At 64.4% G+C, this 18,999-nt stretch carries 15 protein-coding genes and 1 pseudogene; 12 read left to right on the top strand and 4 right to left on the bottom strand.

What is annotated here, in order from left to right; all coding sequences use genetic code 11:
- Window positions 1–84 precede the first annotated feature (84 nt).
- The 7 genes and pseudogenes from OSH05_RS20445 to OSH05_RS20475 all read left to right on the top strand — a co-directional run bounded on the left by OSH05_RS20445 (window position 85) and on the right by OSH05_RS20475 (window position 8,675).
- Window positions 85–1,095 carry an ArsR/SmtB family transcription factor gene (locus tag OSH05_RS20445; protein WP_104217823.1) on the top strand — a complete coding sequence of 337 codons (1,011 nt, stop codon included), beginning with the start codon at window positions 85–87 and terminating at the stop codon, window positions 1,093–1,095.
- Window positions 1,095–2,045 carry a methylenetetrahydrofolate reductase [NAD(P)H] gene (metF, locus tag OSH05_RS20450; protein ID WP_104217822.1) on the top strand — a complete coding sequence of 317 codons (951 nt, stop codon included), beginning with the start codon at window positions 1,095–1,097 and terminating at the stop codon, window positions 2,043–2,045. Before OSH05_RS20445 ends, metF begins: the two co-directional genes overlap by 1 nt.
- Window positions 2,042–2,461: an endonuclease domain-containing protein gene (locus OSH05_RS20455; protein WP_104217821.1), complete on the top strand. Its 420-nt coding sequence runs from the start codon at window positions 2,042–2,044 to the stop codon at window positions 2,459–2,461. The genes metF and OSH05_RS20455 overlap by 4 nt, the downstream gene beginning before the upstream one ends.
- A pseudogene (gene metH / locus OSH05_RS20460) lies at window positions 2,458–6,247 on the top strand (methionine synthase). The gene OSH05_RS20455 and the pseudogene metH overlap by 4 nt, the downstream one beginning before the upstream one ends.
- A 10-nt stretch (window positions 6,248–6,257) precedes the next feature.
- Complete coding sequence (locus OSH05_RS20465; protein ID WP_165801488.1) at window positions 6,258–6,953, top strand: AzlC family ABC transporter permease; 696 nt, start codon at window positions 6,258–6,260, stop codon at window positions 6,951–6,953.
- Window positions 6,950–7,270, top strand: a complete 321-nt coding sequence (locus tag OSH05_RS20470) for an AzlD family protein (RefSeq protein ID WP_207778707.1) — start codon at window positions 6,950–6,952, stop codon at window positions 7,268–7,270. The genes OSH05_RS20465 and OSH05_RS20470 overlap by 4 nt, the downstream gene beginning before the upstream one ends.
- 397 nt (window positions 7,271–7,667) lie before the next feature.
- Window positions 7,668–8,675 (top strand): DUF2336 domain-containing protein, encoded by a 1,008-nt coding sequence (locus OSH05_RS20475; protein ID WP_104217819.1) that lies wholly within the window; start codon window positions 7,668–7,670, stop codon window positions 8,673–8,675.
- A 98-nt stretch (window positions 8,676–8,773) separates the two neighbouring features.
- Here OSH05_RS20475 and OSH05_RS20480 read toward each other — a convergent pair whose 3' ends face one another.
- The 3 genes from OSH05_RS20480 to OSH05_RS20490 all read right to left on the bottom strand — a co-directional run bounded on the left by OSH05_RS20480 (window position 8,774) and on the right by OSH05_RS20490 (window position 11,392).
- On the bottom strand, window positions 8,774–9,883 hold the full coding sequence (locus OSH05_RS20480) for a BMP family ABC transporter substrate-binding protein (RefSeq protein WP_104218202.1): 1,110 nt from the start codon (window positions 9,881–9,883) through the stop codon (window positions 8,774–8,776).
- 109 nt (window positions 9,884–9,992) lie between these two features.
- Entirely contained in the window at window positions 9,993–10,649 is a 657-nt protein-coding gene (locus OSH05_RS20485) for a flavin reductase family protein (protein WP_104217818.1), read from the bottom strand.
- The gene (locus OSH05_RS20490) at window positions 10,646–11,392 is read right to left on the bottom strand and encodes a GntR family transcriptional regulator (RefSeq protein ID WP_104217817.1); all 747 of its coding nucleotides are present in this window, start codon (window positions 11,390–11,392) and stop codon (window positions 10,646–10,648) included. The genes OSH05_RS20485 and OSH05_RS20490 overlap by 4 nt, the downstream gene beginning before the upstream one ends.
- 223 nt (window positions 11,393–11,615) lie before the next feature.
- On the opposite strand from OSH05_RS20490, the gene OSH05_RS20495 reads away from it, so the two are divergent.
- From OSH05_RS20495 to OSH05_RS20515, 5 genes are all read left to right on the top strand, one after another.
- On the top strand, window positions 11,616–11,765 hold the full coding sequence (locus OSH05_RS20495) for a ribbon-helix-helix protein, CopG family (protein ID WP_165801487.1): 150 nt from the start codon (window positions 11,616–11,618) through the stop codon (window positions 11,763–11,765).
- A gap of 3 nt (window positions 11,766–11,768) precedes the next feature.
- On the top strand, window positions 11,769–12,668 hold the full coding sequence (locus OSH05_RS20500; RefSeq protein WP_104217816.1) for a DUF1989 domain-containing protein: 900 nt from the start codon (window positions 11,769–11,771) through the stop codon (window positions 12,666–12,668).
- A 65-nt stretch (window positions 12,669–12,733) separates the two neighbouring features.
- On the top strand, window positions 12,734–13,687 hold the full coding sequence (locus tag OSH05_RS20505; protein WP_104217815.1) for an extensin-like domain-containing protein: 954 nt from the start codon (window positions 12,734–12,736) through the stop codon (window positions 13,685–13,687).
- Window positions 13,688–13,785: 98 nt separating this feature from the next.
- Window positions 13,786–14,457, top strand: a complete 672-nt coding sequence (locus tag OSH05_RS20510) for a site-2 protease family protein (protein WP_104217814.1) — start codon at window positions 13,786–13,788, stop codon at window positions 14,455–14,457.
- Window positions 14,458–14,562: 105 nt separating this feature from the next.
- On the top strand, window positions 14,563–15,264 hold the full coding sequence (locus OSH05_RS20515; protein WP_104217813.1) for a hemerythrin domain-containing protein: 702 nt from the start codon (window positions 14,563–14,565) through the stop codon (window positions 15,262–15,264).
- A 16-nt stretch (window positions 15,265–15,280) separates the two neighbouring features.
- On the opposite strand, the gene OSH05_RS20520 is transcribed toward OSH05_RS20515, so the two are convergent.
- A complete protein-coding gene (locus OSH05_RS20520) occupies window positions 15,281–18,919 on the bottom strand; it encodes a hydantoinase B/oxoprolinase family protein (RefSeq protein ID WP_104217812.1) in 3,639 nt (1,212 codons plus the stop codon).
- Window positions 18,920–18,999 lie beyond the last annotated feature (80 nt).

Consider the following 18,999-nt stretch of genomic DNA (forward strand, 5'->3'; position numbering starts at 1 on the left):
CAGTTGGTCCTTTACACATATAAAGATATCTTTATATCTATTCCGTGACGCATCGGCATTGGGTCGACGTCCCGCGGAAGCACCATGCCGATCAGCCGGTCCCAGCCCTCCCTCGCAACCGAAGCGGTCATCGCCGCGCTCAAGGCGGCGGGTGAGACGACGCGCTATCGTATCCTCGTGCTGCTCGCCCAGAGCGAACTCACGGTGAAAGACCTGACCGCGATTCTGGGCCAGTCGCAGCCGCGCATCTCGCGTCATCTGAAATTGCTGGCCGACGCCAATCTGATCGCCCGCTATCCCGAAGGCGCCTGGGTCTATTATCGGATCGCCGAGGCGGGGGCCGAGCGGCGGCTGGTGCTGGACCTCGCCGCGCTTGCCGATCCCGCCGATCCGACGCTGATCCGCGATCGCGAGTGGCTGGCGGCGGTGAAGCGCGAGCATGCCGCGCAGGCCTCGCGTTATTTCGCCGAGAACGCGGCTGACTGGGACACCATCCGCTCGTTGCATGTTCCGGACGCGGCGGTCGAGGCGGCGATGATGAGCATTCTTGGCGTTCGCCCGGTCGATTCGCTGCTCGATATCGGCACGGGCACCGGCCGGCTGCTGGAACTATTCGCGCCCATCTACCGCAAGGCCGTCGGCATCGATGCCTCGACCGCGATGCTGGCCGTCGCGCGCGCCAATCTCGACGAGGCTGGCATTCATAACGCGCAAATACGCCACGGCGACATCATGAAGCTGCCGATGCCGCGCGATTCGTTCGATGTGGTGACGATCCATCAGGTGCTGCATTTTCTTGATGATCCGGCCGAGGCCCTATCCGAAGCGGCACGTGTACTGCGGCCGGGCGGGCGACTGCTCGTCGTCGACTTCGCGCCTCATGCGCTTGAATTTCTGCGCGAGCGCCACGCGCATCGACGCCTCGGTTTCGCGCGCGAGGCGATGGCCGGCTGGATCGAGAAAGCCGGGCTCTCGCTGGCCGAGACGGTCGATCTCGGCGGCAGCAACAAAGAACAATTGACGGTGACGATCTGGCTGGCGCGCGACCCGCGCATCCTCGTCGCCGACAGGATCTCGGGGATGGAGACGGCTTGATGAGCGGATCGGCGATACGGGCGAGCCGGAACGGTGGCGGCGCGGAGGGCCTTCGCGTTTCCTTCGAGTTCTTCCCGCCCAAGACCGAGGCGATGGAGGCGACGCTGTGGCATTCGATCGAAAGGCTGGCGCCGTTGTCGCCTTCTTTCGTTTCGGTGACGTATGGCGCCGGCGGTTCGACGCGTGAGCGGACGCACGCGACGCTGTCGCGCATTCTCGCCGAGACGCCGCTGAAGCCGGCGGCGCATCTGACCTGCGTCGGGGCGACATGCGCCGAGGTCGATGCCGTCGTCGATTCCTATGCCGAGGCCGGTGTGCGCCACATCGTGGCCCTGCGCGGCGATCCGGTCGAGGGCATCGGCGCGACCTATCGGCCGCATCCCGGCGGGTACGCCTATTCCGCCGATCTCGTCGCCGCGATCCGCAAGCAGCATCCCGAAATCGAGGTCTCGGTTTCGGCCTATGTCGAGCGCCATCCGGAGAGTCCCGACTGGCAGACCGAACTCGACAATCTGAAGCGTAAGGTCGATGCCGGCGCCAGCCGCGCGATCACGCAGTTCTTCTTCGACAATGACCTCTATTCCGCCTTCCTCGACCGTGTCGCGGCAGCAGGCATTTCGATCCCGATTGTGCCGGGGATCGTACCGGTGCTGAACTTCACCCAGACGTCGAAATTCGCGCAGAAGGCCGGCGCGACCGTGCCGCCCTGGTTCGCCGCGCGCTTCGAGGGGCTCGAGGAAGACCCGTCGACGCGCCAGCTGGTCGCGGCGGCCGTCTGCGCCGAGCAGGTGCTCGATCTCGTCGATCGCGGCGTGACGGATTTTCATTTCTACACGATGAACCGCGCCGATCTGGTCTATGCGGTGTGCCATCTGTTGGGAATGCGGGCGGCAAAGCCAGCGGGGGATGAGCCGCTCGAAGCCCTCTCCCTCAGGGAGAGGGTGGGGTGAGGGCCTTCCGGCTCAAGACCAGCTTGGCAAAGACACTTCGCCGCAATCAGACGGATGTTGAACGACGATTGTGGTCTCACCTTCGCGACAGGCGTTTGGAGGGACTGAAATTCCGGCGACAGGTGCCGATCGGGCCGTATGTCGTGGATTTCGCGTGCGTGGAGGCGCTACTGGTCATTGAGTTGGACGGTAGCCAGCACGTGGAAGAGCAGGCGGCTTACGACGGGCGAAGGACAACCTATCTGAAGGGTCTTGGCTATCAGGTTCTGCGTTTCTGGAATTCGGACATACTGACGAATATAGAAGGCGTGGCGATCGAGATCGTTCGGATGGCAAGGCAAGGCCCTCACCCCGTCCCTCTCCCAGAGGGAGAGGGGGCGCTAATCCCATCGGCCGGTTTGGAGTTTGGATCATGAGCAATTCGACGCGAGCTACCGAACTCTCCCAACTCGCATCCTCGCGCATTCTCGTGCTCGACGGCGCCATGGGCACGATGATCCAGCGGCTGAAGCTCACCGAGGCGGATTTCCGCGGCGAGCGGTTCAAGGATTGGCCTCGGGATCTGAAGGGCAACAACGATCTGCTGATCCTGACGATGCCGGATGCCGTCGAGGCGATCCATCGGCAATATTTCGAGGCCGGCGCCGACATCGTCGAGACCAACACCTTTTCCTCGACCACGATCGCCCAGGCCGACTACGGCATGGAGGCGCTCGCCTATGAGCTGAATTTCGAAGGCGCGCGGATCGCCCGGCGTGCAGCCGATGCTGTCGCGAAGGAGTCCGGCCGACCGCGTTTCGTCGCCGGCGCCATCGGCCCCACCAACCGCACCGCCTCGATCTCACCGGACGTCAACAATCCGGGCTTTCGCGCTGTGACTTTCGAGGAGCTTCGCACCGCCTATGCCGAGGCCGCACGCGGTCTCGTCGATGGTGGCGCCGATCTGATCCTGATCGAGACAATCTTCGACACGCTGAACGCCAAGGCCGCGGTCGCCGCCGTCGAGGACGTGTTCGAGGAGAAGGGCGTCGAACTGCCGATCATGATCTCGGGCACCATCACCGATCTTTCGGGCCGCACCCTCTCCGGCCAGACGCCGACGGCGTTCTGGTATTCGCTGCGCCATGCGAAGCCGTTCTCGATCGGGCTCAACTGCGCGCTCGGCGCGAAGGAGATGCGTGGCCATATCGACGAGATCGGCCGCGTCGCCGACACATTGGTTTGCGCCTATCCCAATGCCGGCCTGCCGAACGAGTTTGGCGAATATGACGAGAGCCCGGCGGCGATGGCGAGCCTCGTTGGAGAATTTGCCCGCTCCCATCTCGTCAACATCGTCGGCGGCTGCTGTGGTACGACGCCGGATCATATCCATGCCATTGCCGAAGCCGTAAAGGGCATCGAGCCGAGGCCCATTCCGGAAGTCGAGCCACGGCTGCGGCTGTCCGGGCTGGAACCCTTTGTGGGTGCGGCGTAGAAACCAAGCCTGCCATGATGCTCCTGCACCACCAGTCCCGATCGGATCGTTGATGACGACCCCCACCGCCTCCTTCGTCAATATCGGCGAGCGCACCAACGTCACCGGCTCGGCGAAGTTCCGCAAGCTGATCACGGCGGGCGATTATTCGGCCGCGCTGGATGTGGCGCGCGAGCAGGTTGCGAACGGGGCGCAGATCCTTGACGTCAACATGGACGAGGGCCTGCTCGATTCCGAAGCCGCGATGGTCACCTTCCTGAACCTCGTCGCTGCCGAGCCGGACATCGCCCGCGTCCCGATCATGATCGACTCGTCGAAATGGTCGGTGATCGAGGCGGGGCTGCAATGCGTGCAGGGTAAGCCGATCGTCAATTCGATTTCGATGAAGGAAGGCGAGGGGCCGTTCCGCGAGCAGGCGAAAAAGCTGCGCCGCTACGGTGCCGCTGTGGTCGTTATGGCCTTCGATGAGCAGGGCCAGGCTGATACGTTCCAGCGCAAGACCGAGATCTGCGCCCGGGCCTATCGCATTCTCGTCGACGAGATCGGCTATCCGCCGGAAGACATCATCTTCGATCCGAACGTCTTCGCGATTGCGACCGGCATCGAGGAGCACAATAATTACGGCGTCGATTTCATCGAGGCGACGCGCTGGATCCGCTCGCACCTGCCGCATGCGCATGTCTCGGGCGGCGTTTCCAACCTTTCCTTCTCGTTCCGCGGCAATGAGAGCGTCCGCGCGGCGATGCACTCTGTCTTTCTCTATCACGCCATCGCCGCCGGCATGGACATGGGCATCGTCAATGCCGGCGCGCTGCCGGTCTATGACGAGATAGACCCGGAGCTGCGCGAGCTTTGCGAAGACGTCGTCCTCAACCGCCGGGCCGATGGCACGGAGCGGCTGCTGGAGATCGCCGACCGCTTCAAGGGGGGCGCGAGCAGCAAGAAGGAGGCCGACCTTACCTGGCGCGAATGGCCTGTGGAGAAGCGGCTGGAACATGCGCTCGTCGCTGGCATCACCGATTTCATCGAGACCGATACGGAAGAGGCACGGCAGCGCTCGACACGTCCGCTCGACGTGATCGAGGGGCCGCTGATGGCCGGCATGAACGTCGTCGGCGACCTCTTCGGCGCTGGCAAGATGTTCCTGCCGCAGGTGGTGAAATCAGCCCGCGTCATGAAGCAGGCCGTCGCCTATCTGATGCCGTTCATGGAGGAGGAGAAAGCCCGGCTCGGCACGACGGGTTCGTCGTCGGCCGGCAAGATCCTGCTCGCCACGGTCAAGGGCGATGTCCACGACATCGGCAAGAACATCGTCGGCGTTGTCCTCCAGTGCAATAATTTCGAGGTGATCGACCTCGGCGTCATGGTGCCGGCGACGAAGATCCTTGCCGTGGCCCGCGAACAGAACGTCGACGCCATCGGCCTGTCGGGGCTGATCACGCCTTCGCTCGACGAGATGTGCTACGTCGCGGCCGAGATGGAGCGCGAGGGCTTCGACGTGCCGCTTTTGATCGGCGGCGCGACGACCTCGAAAGTGCATACCGCCGTCAAGATCCATCCGAATTATGCGCGTGGACAGGCCGTCTACGTGCTCGACGCCAGCCGCGCGGTCGGCGTCGCTTCCAGCCTGCTCGGCCGCGACAAGGCGAGCTATGCTGCCGATGTGCAGGCCGACTATGTGCGGATCGCCGATGCCCATGCCCGCGGTCAGGAGGCGAAGCGGCGGCTGTCGCTGGCGGATGCCCGCGCCGACGCCTTGAAGCTTGACTGGAGCGGCTTCCGGCCAACCCGCCCGAGCTTCCTCGGCACCCGCGTCTTCACTGACTATCCGATCGCCGAGCTTGTTCCCTATATCGACTGGACGCCGTTCTTCGCGACCTGGGAGATCAAGGGCACCTATCCCGTCCTGTTCGAGGACGAGAAGGTCGGCGCCGCCGCTCGCTCGCTTTTCGACGATGCTCAGGCGATGCTGGCGAAAATGGTCGAGGAGAAGTGGATTTCGGCCAATGCCGTGATCGGCTTCTGGCCGGCCAATGCCGTTGGCGATGACATCTCGCTCTATGATGATGATGAACGGAAGGGCGAGGTGGGGCGCCTTCATACACTGCGCCAGCAGATCGCCCGCTCGACCGAGAAGCGCCGCCATGTCGCGCTGTCGGATTTCATCGCCCCGGCGGGGACCGGCGTTGCCGACTATGTCGGCGGGTTTGCCGTCACGGCCGGCATCGGCGAAGCGGCCGTCGCCGAGCGCTTCGCCCGCGCCAATGACGATTATTCCAAGATCCTCTCCCAGGCGCTCGCGGACCGTCTTGCCGAGGCACTGGCCGAGCGGATGCATGAGCGGGTAAGGCGTGAGTTCTGGGGCTATGAGACCGGCCCGGCCGCCGCGCCGCATGAACTGATCCGCGAGACCTATGCCGGCATCCGTCCGGCGCCCGGCTATCCGGCACAGCCCGACCATACCGAGAAGCGGACCTTGTTCGACTTGCTCGACGCGGAGAAGCAGGCCGGCATCGAACTGACCGAGAGCTACGCCATGCTGCCGGGCTCCTCGGTGTCGGGGCTCTATCTCGCGCATCCGGAGAGCTTTTATTTCGGTGTCGGCAAGGTCGAGGCCGATCAGGTGGAGGATTATGCGGCGCGCAAGGGCTGGACGATCCGCGAGGCGGAGCGCTGGCTGGCGCCGGTGCTCAATTATGATCCGGTTCGCGCCGTGGCGGCGGAATAGTCCAGAGATCATGTCGAGACGCTTCACGCGAGATGGCTTCAGCCGCGGTTTCATGGAGGGCATGGCGCTGCTGCCGGGCATGGTCGGCTTTGGCGTCGTGTTCGGCGTACTCGCCGGCAGCGTCGGTCTGACCGTCGCCGGGGCGAGCGCGATGAGCGTCTTCGTCTTTGCCGGGACGGCTCAATTGCTGGCGCTGCATTCCTGGGGCGGCAGTGACACTCTGATCGCCGCGGTCGTTGCCGTCGTCGCGATGAACTCGCGCTATGTGCTCTTCGGCGCCGCCATGCAGCCCTGGATGCGCGGCGCGCCGCCGTTGCTCTCCTATGCCTCGCTCTTTCTGCTGGTCGATCCCAATTGGGCGACGGCGATGCGCGAGCGCGACATGGGCCGGCACGATATCGCCGTCTTCGCCGGCATGGGGCTCGCCTGCATGCTGGGCTGGGTAGCCGGAACCATTGCCGGCTCCGCCTTCGGCCAGTTGCTCGGCGATACGCGCCGGCTCGGGCTCGATTTCTTCCTGCCGGCGTTCTTCCTGTCGCTTGCCTGCGGCTTCTGGAAGGGCAGGGGGGACCTGTTGCCCTTTGTCGTCGGCGGAGCGGTGGCGATCTTCTTTGATCGCTTCGTCGGTGGGTCCTGGCATGTGCTTGGCGGCGGACTCGCCGGCAGCCTTACGGCGGCCTTCTGGCCGAAGGGGAGGGCGGCATGAGCGTCGATCCCGGCACGACGGCGGGATTTGCGGTCATCGTCGCGGCGATGGCGCTTGCCGCTTATCTGACGCGGATCGCCGGCTTCTTCCTGATGAGCTTCGTTGCGGTGACGCCGCGCGTCGAGGCCTGGCTGAAGGCGCTGCCGCTCGCCATCATGGGGTCGATCCTGGCGCCCATCGCGCTCCATGGTGGGCCGGCAGAATATGCTGGATTTGCGGCGACGATCGCCGTCTTCCTGTGGCGGCGGAACGACATCCTGGCGGCCGTCGCCGGCATGGCAGCAGTCGCGTTGATGCGCGCGCTGCTCGGCAGCTGACGCCTCTATAGAAGCCCGACAACGATCGCGGCGACGAAGAGGAAGGCGGCGCCGACGACGAGCATCTGGAACGGTCTGGCGAGGCTCATGGACATCTCCCGGGTCTCTCTTTCCGCGTCGCGATTCTGACACAATCATGAACGCGATCGCCTCTTCCGGCAAGGATGTAAATCGAGGCGGATCGGCATTCGGTAGTTATTTGTTCCTCAGATCGACGGTGACCAGGAACGGCATCCTCCGGGGGTCACGTTGCGGTGCACCCTGACGCCCGATTCGTTCCACCGCCATGGTGTCGCAATTCCTAATGCGCATGCGTGTAAGTCGAGCATCGCTCAATCGTTTTTTATCGGTTGGCTGCCATTCTCCCCCTCGTCGCAACGGCGTGTAACGAGGTGCCATGTTTGATCAACTGACCCGGCTGGCCCAGGACCGTTCGCCGCTTGGACGCGCGGAACTCCTGTCGACGATCACCGACCTCTTCGTGAGCGCCGGCTGCCGCGTGGATGAAGGTATCTGCCGGCTCTACAGCGATATCGTCGGGCATTTGCTGCCGACGATCCCCTATCACGAGCAATCGGAATTCGCCGCCCGCATCGCCGATCTGCCGACTGCGCCGCATGACGTCGTCATGGGCCTGGCGCGGAACGAAATAGCCTTGGCGGAGCCGGTGCTGCGCTATTCGCCGGTTCTTTCGGAGGCGGATCTTTCCGAGCTCGCCTCCGAACTGGCGCGCGAGCATCTTTTCTGCCTCGCCTCACGCCAGCCGCTCGGCGAGGCAGTCACCGATATCCTCGTCGCGCGCGGAGATTCGCTGCTGTCCCGCGTCGTCACCAGCAATACCATGGCCCGCCTTTCGACCGCCGGGCTCGCCCGTCTGGTTCGAGATGCGTCCGGCGATGCTGCGCTTGGCGAGACGCTGGCCCGGCGTTGCCGCGATGGCGGCGGCTCAGACAATGTTGTGCCGTTCCAGTTGCGTCCCGAAGGCGAGACGCGGCGTGAGCCGGCGCCCGATGGCGGCGCGGTGGTTTTGTCTTTCGCCGAGCGCTGGCCGTCCACGCCGGCGCCGGTGCCCGCGGTCGCGAGCGTCATCGATGCGGTCGTCTCGGACGAGCGCATGCTGGAAGTCGCGATGCTGCTCGCCGATCATGCGAGCTTGCCGGTTGACCTCGTCTCCCGCCTTATCGCCCGCGCCGATCCGACCTTGCTCGCGGTTCTGTGCAAGTCGGCCGGCGTCTCGCGGGAGACATTCGCCCGCCTTGTGACGATCCGAACTGAACGGTGCGGCCGACCTCCGGCACAGAATGCGGAACTGGCGCGGCTCTATGAGCGCCTGTCGGCCGCCGAGGCGCTGCGGGCGCTCGACCTTGTGCGCGACCGCCATGTCCAGGGCGCGAGGCCGGCCTGACCGGCTGAAGCCATCCCATCGCGGAATGAAATGTCTCCGCGCTGTACAGCGCGGAGACAGGTCTCTGTGTTTGAGCGCCTGATTTCGGAGCGCCGCGTTCAGGTGATGGAGCCGACGATGCCTTCCACCAGGTAATCGGTGCTCCAGATGCTGGGATCATAGAGCGAAACCGTCGTCTCGCTGATCACCCGGCCATCATTGGTCTTCACCGGCCCAATCAGATACGGCTTGCCGGCTTTCAGATCTTCGATCGCTGCCAAAGCCGCCACCTTGGCCTGATCGCTGGCGCCGGCGCCGAAGGGCGTGCTCTGCACCATTCCCTTGTCATAGCCGCCATAATTCTCGTTGGGCAGCTTTTCGCCCTTGGTCAGCAGGTCGGCATAGGCGGTATAGACCGTGCCCCAGTTCAACTCGGCGCCCGTGATGAAACCGTTGGGCGCCAGGTTCGCCTGGTTGGCGTTGTGGCCGCAGGACTTGATGCCGCGCTTTTCCGCCGTCTCGATGATCACCTTCGGGCTGTCGACATTGCAGGCGATGACGTCGCAACCTGCATCGGCCAGCGCATTCGCCGCCTCCGCTTCGCGCACGGGCAGCGACCATTCGCCGGTAACGATCAGGCGCACTTCCGCCTTGGGATTGACCTTGCGAACGCCGGTCGCGAAGGCGTTCAGATTGCGCAGAACGACCGCGATCGGCTTGGCGGCGATGAAGCCGATCTTGTTCGTCTGGGTTGAAAGGCCCGCAGCGATGCCGTTCACATAATGGGCCTGGTCGAGATAGCCATAATAGCCGCCAAGATTGGCCGGGTGCTTGTCGGCGCTCCAGAGCGATGTGGGATGGCGGAACTGGACATCGGGGTGCTGCTTCGCCGCTTCGATCATGAAGGGATCGAAATAGCCGAAGGAGGTGCCGAAGATCAGCTTGGCGTTGTCGAGCTCGATCATGGAATCGATCGTCTTAGAGACGGCTGCGGTCTCGGGGACGTTTTCTTCCTCGACCAGCGTGACGCCCGGTATCGTCTTGAGCGCCTGCGCGCCGACCGCGTGCGCCTGGTTCCAGCCGAAATCGTCGCGCGAGCCAACATAGATGAGGCCGATGGTTAGTCCTTCGGCTGCCCTCGCCGCAAGCGGCAATCCGGTTGCGGCGGCGACGGCACCGAAGGCGGCGCCTTTCATCAGCGTTCGTCTTGAAATTCCATTCATGCTCATTCCCCTCTGGTTCTTGTCGAAAATGCGCAAACCGCTCCGCCGGGCGACGAGCGGGGAGGCGCTCATCGCCGATGGGGATCGCGCGCGAACGGACGGTCCGTTGTGGCCGTCAGGTCGTCTGGAGGTCGTCTTGCCGTGCCCGCCATTCGGCGTGGGTCATCGTCGGCAAGTCGAAAAGGTCGCGTGTAAACGCATAGCCATGGCCGCCCATGCGGCCGATGGCGTCGATGCGGTCGGGGTCGACATGGTTACGCTCGTCCACGGCGTCGGCTCGCACATGGATGCCGACGATGCGGCCCAGGATGATCTGCCGGGCGCGGCCGATCTCGAGCGTCGTGTGGCGCTCGCATTCGAAGGCGGCCGGCGCCTCCGCGATGCGCGGAACGGGGATGTGAACGCCGGGCAGCGGCGTCAACCCGGCCTCAGCGAGTTCATCGATTTCCGGCGAAAACGGTACGGCGCAGACATTCATCGCGGCGATAATCTCGGCCGAGACGATGTTCACCGTGAACACTTCCGTCATACGGATATTGTGCGCGGTGTCCTTGAGCGACATGTCGGCGTGATTCTCGACGCCCAGCGCCAGGATGGGCGGATCGTCGGAGAGGACGTTGAAGAACGAGAACGGCGCCGCGTTGACCTGTCCTGTTTCGTTCACCGTGGTGACGAGCGCGATCGGACGCGGAATGACTGTGCCGATCAGGAGCTTGTAGCAATCACGCCGCGACAGGGCGGCTACGTCGAAGAAGCGATGCTCGGTGGTCATGACGCCGCCCTGCCGGTCCGCCGGCGGGAGGGCAGGGGAACCACGTCGGGCGAGGCGGCCGATGGCAGGTAACGGCCAATGATCGCGCCGAGATCGGGCGTCTCGCCGTCCTCGGCGATCAGGGCACGGGATTCGACCAGCGCGACGTGATGATCCATCACCTCGACGGCCCGCCCGATATCGCCCGAGCGCAGCGCCGCGATCACGTCGCGATGTTCGTTGATGCCGCATTCGGAGGAGTGCGGCCGTCCGAAGACGGCGAGGATCAGCGAACAGCGCGACACGACCTCGGAGACGTAGCGCAGCAGCAATTCATTGCCGGTCATCTGTGCGAGGCGGATATGGAATTCGCCGGCAAGGCGGATCGAGAGCGCCTTGTCCTGGCGCTTGGCCGCCTCCTCCTCGTCGCGGACATGCCCCTCCAAATCGGCGCCGAACTCGGGGCGCCAGCGCTCGGCCAGCAGGCGGATGGCCTCGCGCTCCAGGCAGCGGCGAACCTCGAAGATCGCCCGCGCCTCCTCCAGACTTGGCCGTGCCACCGTCGCGGTGCGCTTGGCCTTCATTTCGACCAATCCGTCGCTGGCGAGCTTCTGCAAGGCGGCGCGCACGACAGTGCGGCTTACGCCAAAATGCGCGCCGATCTCGTCTTCGAGCAGTTTGGCACCCGGACTAAGGGCCTGCTCGATCACGGCGCGGCGAAGCACCGTGTAGACGACGTCGCTGCGAGTGGAGGGACTGCGCATGTCGGTCCTTGGACTGGATATGCCGATGACCCATTTTTAGTATACGAGATTATCGCCAACAAGTATGCGATATGCACAAAATCGGCGCAGGGATGCTCACAGTTTGAGCGGGACGGCTTCCGATAATCTGCCATATTTCGCGCAATGCCAACGATGCGCGGACTTCGTCGTAAAGTCCGGCGACGTATCGCGGCTTCAATCATGTATACGAGACGGAGATCCGATGGCCGACACCAGCGTGACTATCCACCTCAACCAGCAGCAAAAGGACTTGCTCGACAGGACAGTCGCGGCAGGCCTCGCCCCCGATCGGGCCGCTCTGATCCGCCTGGCGCTGCGCCAATATTCCGAACTTCATGCCGAGAAGAGCTGAGCCATGCGCCGTTTGATCGACGAATTCATCCTGGAGCCCGGCACCGGCAAGGCGCTTGAGGTCCGGAAAGGCTGGATCGTCCGGATGGAGCAGATCGAGGGCGGCCAGTGCCTCGACTTCAACTGCTTCAACCTCGACGACTACAAGGAATATTTCCATTGCGGACGGACGCGGACGCTGCATGGCATCCATCCTACCAAGGGCAGTTTCCTCTGGTCCGCGCCACCGCGCGAGCGGGCGATGATGTATATTCTGGACGACACGGCCGGCTGCAACGACGTGATGTTTCCGCGCTGCAGCGCCAATGTCTATGAATCGGTCTATGGCTTTGACGCCCACACCAATTGCCAGGACATCCAGGCCGAAGCGCAGCGCGAATACGGGCTGACGCCGGACGATGTGCATGACTCGTTCAACCTGTTCATGTGCACCGGCGTCGACGAAAATGGCCGCACCTTCATCACGCGGCAGGCGTCGAAGCCGGGCGACTATGTCGAACTGCTTGCGCTGATGGACGTGCTCGCCGTGCCGAACATCTGCGGCGCCGACGTCATGCGGACCTCGAATTTCTCCATCAAGCCGGCGAAGATCCAGATCTTCGAGGCGAGTGCGGAGGATCTGGCCGCCGTCCCGCCGCTACGTTCGTGGCGGACCCAGCGAACCGTCGCCGATTTCAAAGTCCAGGCGATCCGCACGGAGCGCAAGCTGTCGCGCGATCCGCAGTACCAGCCTGAATTCGTCAATACGCCCATCGAATATGAGGCCATCGACATTTCGCTCGATGCCGAAGAGCTTGCCATGCTCGGGCGGTTGGCCCGGCGTGAGCAATATGGTCCGCGCGACGGTGAGGCGCTGCGCGACATCGTCTTCTCCTGGTGGGAAGAGACGCGGCCGCTCGGCTGAGGCGGGGAGCGAACTGCCGGCAGGCTTGACGTTTCCTTAAACCGTTCGGTCGCATTCTAGCGATCATGTTGCGTTGCGTTGCGTTGCGTATCCTGTCGGTGTTCGCGCTCCTCGCTCTCTCCGGGTGCGGCCTGAGCTTCTTTGAAGAACGGGAGACCTGGCGGGACGCGAGCGAGCGCGCATGCTTTCAGGAAAAGCTCGTGGTACCGAGCTATTTCCAGAAGCCGGCCAAGGAAATCGACGGGCGCGGCGCCTGCGGCATCGAAATTCCCCTTAAGGTGAACGCCTTCGAAGGTGGCGTCGTCGCGGTTACCGGCGGCGATGTCGTGCTCGGCTGCATGATGACCTGGTCGATGGAGAACTGGGTCAAGAAATCGGTCCAGCCGGCGGCGATGCGCCGCTTCGGCATGCCCGTGACCGAGATCCTGACCATGGGCACCTATTCCTGCCGGTCCCGCAACAATATCCATGGCGAGAAGCTGTCGGAGCACGCCTTCGCCAACGCCTTCGACGTCGCCGGTTTCCGCCTCGCCAACGGTACCACGATCCGCGTGAAGGGCGACTGGTGGGGCGGCGACCCGGCGGAGCAGGCCTTCCTGCGCGAGACGCTGATCTCGGCCTGCCAGTATTTCACCACCGTCCTCGGCCCCGGCTCGAACCGGTTGCACGAGGACCACATCCATATCGACCTCGCCCATCACAACGCGGCGGGGACATCCCGCTATTGCCGGCCGAAGCTAGATTTGCCGCCAGCGACGCTCGATCCCAATGTGCCGATGGTGAGCCTGCCGCCGGGCGGGGCGACGCCGGTGACCATGGAGCAGCGCGCCTTCACCTATCGCTGGGACGACAATCTTGGGACGCCCGACGCCACGGTGCCAAGCCCGGAACAGCAGGTTCTGAGCGCCCAGCCGGCTGCCCCCACCTTTCCGCAGCCGGTCTATCCGCAGGCGAACGCCCCGTCGGCGCAAGGACGCTATACGCCGCCGGCCTCGATCCCGCTTTCTTACGCGGAGTAACGCGGGCCGGCGCGGGGCGCCGATCTTGCACGCGTCATGCAATCTTGACTTGCACGGGCACGAATTTCCGGTCGAGATCAGTCGATCGGAGCCAGAACATGCGATTCCCCCAGCCCAAACTGAAGATCGAGGCCGGCTTCCCCCTGACGCTGTTCCTGCTTTCGATGCCGTTCTGGATCGCTGGCACCACGACGACGCTGATCATGGGCGCGGTGGTTGCCGCGACACTCGGCCTGTCCATCCTCCTGCATGAATATGGCCATGCGTTCGCGGCGTTCCGCTGCGGGATTATGCCCAAGACGATCGTGCTGCAATGGCTGGGTGGCATCACGACGCTAAATCGGGAGCCCTATACCCGGCGTGATCGCATTCTGGTCACCATTGCCGGGCCGGCCGTCAATCTGGGCCTCGCGCTTCTCGGATATGCGCTTGCGCCCCTGGCGTCGTCTTGGCTGCTAGGCTGGTCACTGAATACGCTGGCGTTCATCAATTTGGCCCTTGGCCTCTTCAACCTGCTGCCCGCGATTCCGCTCGATGGCGGGCGCGTGCTCTATCAGTTGGTCGGCTGGCGCTGGGGCGAGGCCGCGGCCATGAAGGTGGTCGGCCTGCTGGGCACCGTCGTCGGCGCGCTGGCACTCGTCGTCACCGTAGTTGGCCTGTGGCGCGGCTTCTTCATCTTCCTGCCGATCGATCCACGGCGGAATTGGCGGCTCTATCGCGCGAGCCGCAGCGCGCCACCGCCGCAACCTTCTGCTGCGACCGCGGATTGAGGACCCGGCCGGGCCTCAAAGCGCTTTGAACGTCCAGTGACCCGCTTCACAGACGGCATTTGCGCATTTCACTAGATCGACGGTCCTCAACGTAAGGAGGACGCCATGACGATCCACAACACGATCTACGTCGATGAGACGCGCTACAATCTCTACACCATGCCGCACAAGGCGCTGCGCCGGGCGCAGATGCTGCTGCTTGGACGGCTGGGGTCCGTCGATCCGGAAGATGCGGTCGCCGTGGCTTCGATCGCCGCCGACATGCGCAAGCTGATCGCGGTCGGTCGCGGTCATCTGGAACACGAGAACATCCACATCCATGAAGTCATCGAGGCGCACCGTTCCGGCGCGACGGAACGCCTCGCCGACGATCACGAGGAACATGAGCGCGATTTCGACGAACTCAGCGCCATGCTCGACGACATCGAAATGGCGACGGCGGCGCATCTGCCCGCGCTGCTTCGGGCGCTCTATCTGCGCTACTCGCTGTTCATCGCGGCGGATTTCGAGCACATGGTTGAGGAGGAGACGGAGACGCTGTCGCTGCTCCACCAGCTCTTCAGCGATGACGAACTACGTCTGATCGAGCAGCGCATCGTCGCCTCCATCGATCCGCAGATGATGATGGATCATCTCACCATGATGATGCCTGCGATGAACCATGGCGAACGCATCGAGATGCTGGGCGGCATGAAGTCGGCGATGCCGGCGACGATCTTCGAAGTCGTATGCGCGACGAGCGTGCGGCCGTTCCTGGAGCCGGCCGAATGGCAGAAGCTCAAGGGCGCGCTGGCAATCGCTGCTTGATGCGAGCCGCGGCGGGTCAGCCGCGCCCATATCCCCCGCCGGTCGGCGTCGTGACGATCACGGCTTCGCCCGGCTTCAGCACGGTCTGGTCGCAGCCGTCGAGCGTTTCGGTTCGGCCATCCTGGCGGCGGACCTCCGTCTTGCCAAGCGCGCCTTCTGCGCCCCCGAGTAGACCGTGCGGATGGATCGTGCGATGCGAGGCGAGGATGGCGAGGTCCATCTCCTCCAGGAAGCGGAGCGTGCGCGTCGTGCCGCCGCCGGCCGACCATTTTCCCTTGCCGCCGGAACCCTCGCGGATACGGAAATCCTCGAGCAGCACCGGGAAGCGGAATTCCAGAACTTCCGGGTCGGTGAGGCGGGAATTGGTCATGTGCGTGTGGACGCCGTCCGTGCCGTCGAAGCCGGTGCCGTCGTTGAACACGCCCGCCGACGAGCCGGAGCAGATCGTCTCGTAATACTGGTACTTCGCATTGCCGAAGGTGAGGTTGTTCATCGAGCCCTGCGCCGAGGAGAGCGCCCCCAGAGCGCCGAACAGGGCGTTGGTGACGTGCTGGCTGGTCTCGACATTGCCGGCGACGACGGCGGCCGGATAGCGCGGTGCCAGCATCGAGCCTTCCGGGATGATGATGTGGATCGGCCGGAGGCAGCCGGCATTCATCGGTATGTCGCCCTCGACCATGACGCGGAAGGCATAGAGCACGGCGGCGCGCGTCACCGGCTCGGGCGCGTTGAAATTGGTCTCCTGCTGCGGGCTGGTGCCGGTGAAATCGACCGTCGCCTCGCGCTTCTCCTTGTCGACCGTGATCTTGACGCGGATCGTGGCGCCCTGGTCGGTCTCTACCGCGAATTCCGAATCCTTCAGCGCCTCCAGCACGCGGCGGACGCTCTCGGCCGCGTTGTCCTGCACATGGCCCATATAGGCGGTGACGGTCGGAAGCCCGAAATGGGCGACCATCTTGGCGAGTTCCTGCACGCCCTTTTCGTTGGCGGCGATCTGCGCCTTCAGATCGGCGACGTTCTGGACGACGTTGCGCACGGGCCAGGCATGGTGGGTCAGGACCTCGACCAGTTCCGCCTCGCGAAAATGGCCGCGATCGACGAGCTTCAGATTGTCGATCAGCACGCCTTCCTCATCGACCGTCGTAGCGCGCGGTGTCATCGAGCCGGGGGCCGAGCCGCCGACATCGGCATGATGGCCACGGCTGGCGACGAAGAAGAGGATCTTGTCGCCCGCCTCGTCGAAGACCGGCGAGACCACGGTGATGTCAGGCAGATGCGTGCCGCCATTATAGGGCGCGTTCAGCGCATAGACGTCGCCAGGGCACATCGTGCCGCGGTTCAGTTCGATAATCGTCTCGACCGATCGGTCCATCGAGCCGAGATGCACCGGCATATGCGGGGCGTTGGCGACAAGGTGGCCCTTTGCATCGAAGACCGCGCAGGAGAAATCGAGCCGCTCCTTGATGTTGACCGAATAGGCGGTGTTCTGCAGCGTCACGCCCATCTGCTCGGCGATCGACATGAAGAGGTTGTTGAACACTTCCAGCATGACCGGATCGGCGTCGGTGCCGACTGCGCGGTGGCGCTCCAACACACTGACGCGCGTCAGCAGCACATGGTCGCGGGCCGTGATCTCGGCCCGCCAGCCGGGTTCGATGACGATGGTCTGGTGCGGCTCGACGATGAGGGCCGGCCCGGCGATGACCGCACCACGATCGAGCCGGCCACGGCGGAATATCCCGGCCTGATGATGCGCGCCGCCGGAGAAGATCATCGCCTCGGCTTCCGGCCGCGCCCGGCTTGGCGCCGTCGCCTCGGTCGGCTCGACGATCGCCGCGCCGCCGCCGACGGCTTCGACCTCCAGGCTCTCGGCGACGATCGCCTTGCCCTCGAAGACGAAGCCGAACTGCTTGCGGTGCGCCGCCTCGAACGCCTCGATCATGGCGGGGAGGGGGAGCCACTTGCCGTCCGTCAGGATCTCGATCGGGATCGGCGTATCGGTGCCGTCATAGCGCAGATGGGCACGGGCAAAGATCGAGATGTCGGAATCGCTTACGCCCTGTTGCTGAAGTTCGCCGGCAAGGTCGACTTCAAGTTTTGATTCAAGCCGCTGGAGTTCCTCCACCACTGGCTCTTCCAGGCGCTTGACCACGGCGACCGTGCGATGGGCGCGGATATCGGCGAGGCCCATACCATAGGCGGAGAGGATGCCCGAATAGGGATGGATCAGCACCTTGGTCATGCCGAGGCTGTCGGCGACATCGCATGCATGCTGCCCGCCCGCGCCGCCGAAGCAGTTCAGCACATATTCGGTGACGTCGTAGCCACGCTGGACGGAGATCTTCTTGATCGCGTTCGCCATGTTCTGGGTGGCGATCTTGAGGAAGCCATCGGCGATGGCCTCCGCCGGGCGGCCGTCGCCGATCGCGCGCGCCAGCGCCTCGAAGCGTTCACGAACGACCTCGCCGTCGAGCTTCTGGTCGCGGCGGGGTCCGAAGATCGCGGGGAAATAGTCCGGCCGGAGCTTACCGGTCATGACATTGGCGTCGGTGACGGTCAGCGGTCCGCCGCGGCGATAGGCAGCGGGGCCGGGATCGGCGCCAGCCGAATCCGGGCCGACGCGGAAGCGGGCGCCGTCATAATGCAGGATCGAGCCGCCGCCGGCCGCGACCGTGTGGATGCGCATCATCGGTGCGCGCATGCGAACGCCAGCCACTTCCGTCTCGAAGGAGCGCTCATAGGCGCCGTCATAGTGCGAGACATCGGTCGACGTGCCGCCCATGTCGAAGCCGATGACTTCGCCGAATCCCGCCTGCCGCGCCGTCTCCGCCGCCGCCACCACGCCGCCGGCCGGACCGGAGAGGATCGCGTCCTTGCCCTGGAACAGATCCGCCGCCGTCAGCCCGCCGGAGGACATCATGAACATGAGTTTGGGCGCGTCTTCGGATGTTGTCCCGGCGACGCCGAGATCGCTCGCCACCTCGCCGACATAGCGGCGCAGGATCGGCGAGAGATAGGCATCGACGACCGTCGTGTCGCCGCGGCCGACCAGCTTCATCAGCGGCGAGACCTCGTGCGAGACCGAGACCTGCGGGAAGCCCATCCGGCGGACGATTTCTGCGGCAATCTGCTCATGTGCCGGGTATTTCCAGGCATGCATGAACACGATGGCAACCGAGCGGATGCCGTCGGCGAGTGCCTCCGTGAGCGCGGCCTCGATCTCGGCGGGATCGGGCGAGGCCTCGACCGTGCCGTCGACGCGCACGCGCTCGCCGATTTCGGCGACGCGCTCATAGAGCAGCTCGGGCTTGACGATCTTCTTGGCGAAGATGTCGGGCCGCGCCTGATAGCCGATCTTGAGCGCATCGCGGAAGCCACGCGTGATGAGCAGCAGCGTGCGGTCTCCCTTGCGCTCCAGCAGGGCGTTGGTCGCGACGGTGGTGCCCATCTTGACGGTGCGGATCGTGCCAGGCGGGATCGGCGCGCCGGGGGCCAGGCCCAGGATTTCGCGGATGCCCTGCACAGCGGCATCGCGATAGGCGCCCGGATTGACCGACAGCAGCTTATGGGCGCGAAGCCCGCCGGCGGGATCGCGCGCGACGATGTCTGTAAACGTGCCGCCGCGATCGATCCAGAAATCCCAGGCGCTGCTCATTTTGGAAGCCGATCCCTGCTTGTTCCATTGATGATCACCAACCACAGGCGTCCCATAGATCGCAAGGAGTAGAAAATACA

This window comes from Kaistia algarum (genome assembly GCF_026343945.1).
In the GTDB taxonomy this organism is placed as follows: Bacteria; Pseudomonadota; Alphaproteobacteria; order Rhizobiales; family Kaistiaceae; genus Kaistia; species Kaistia algarum.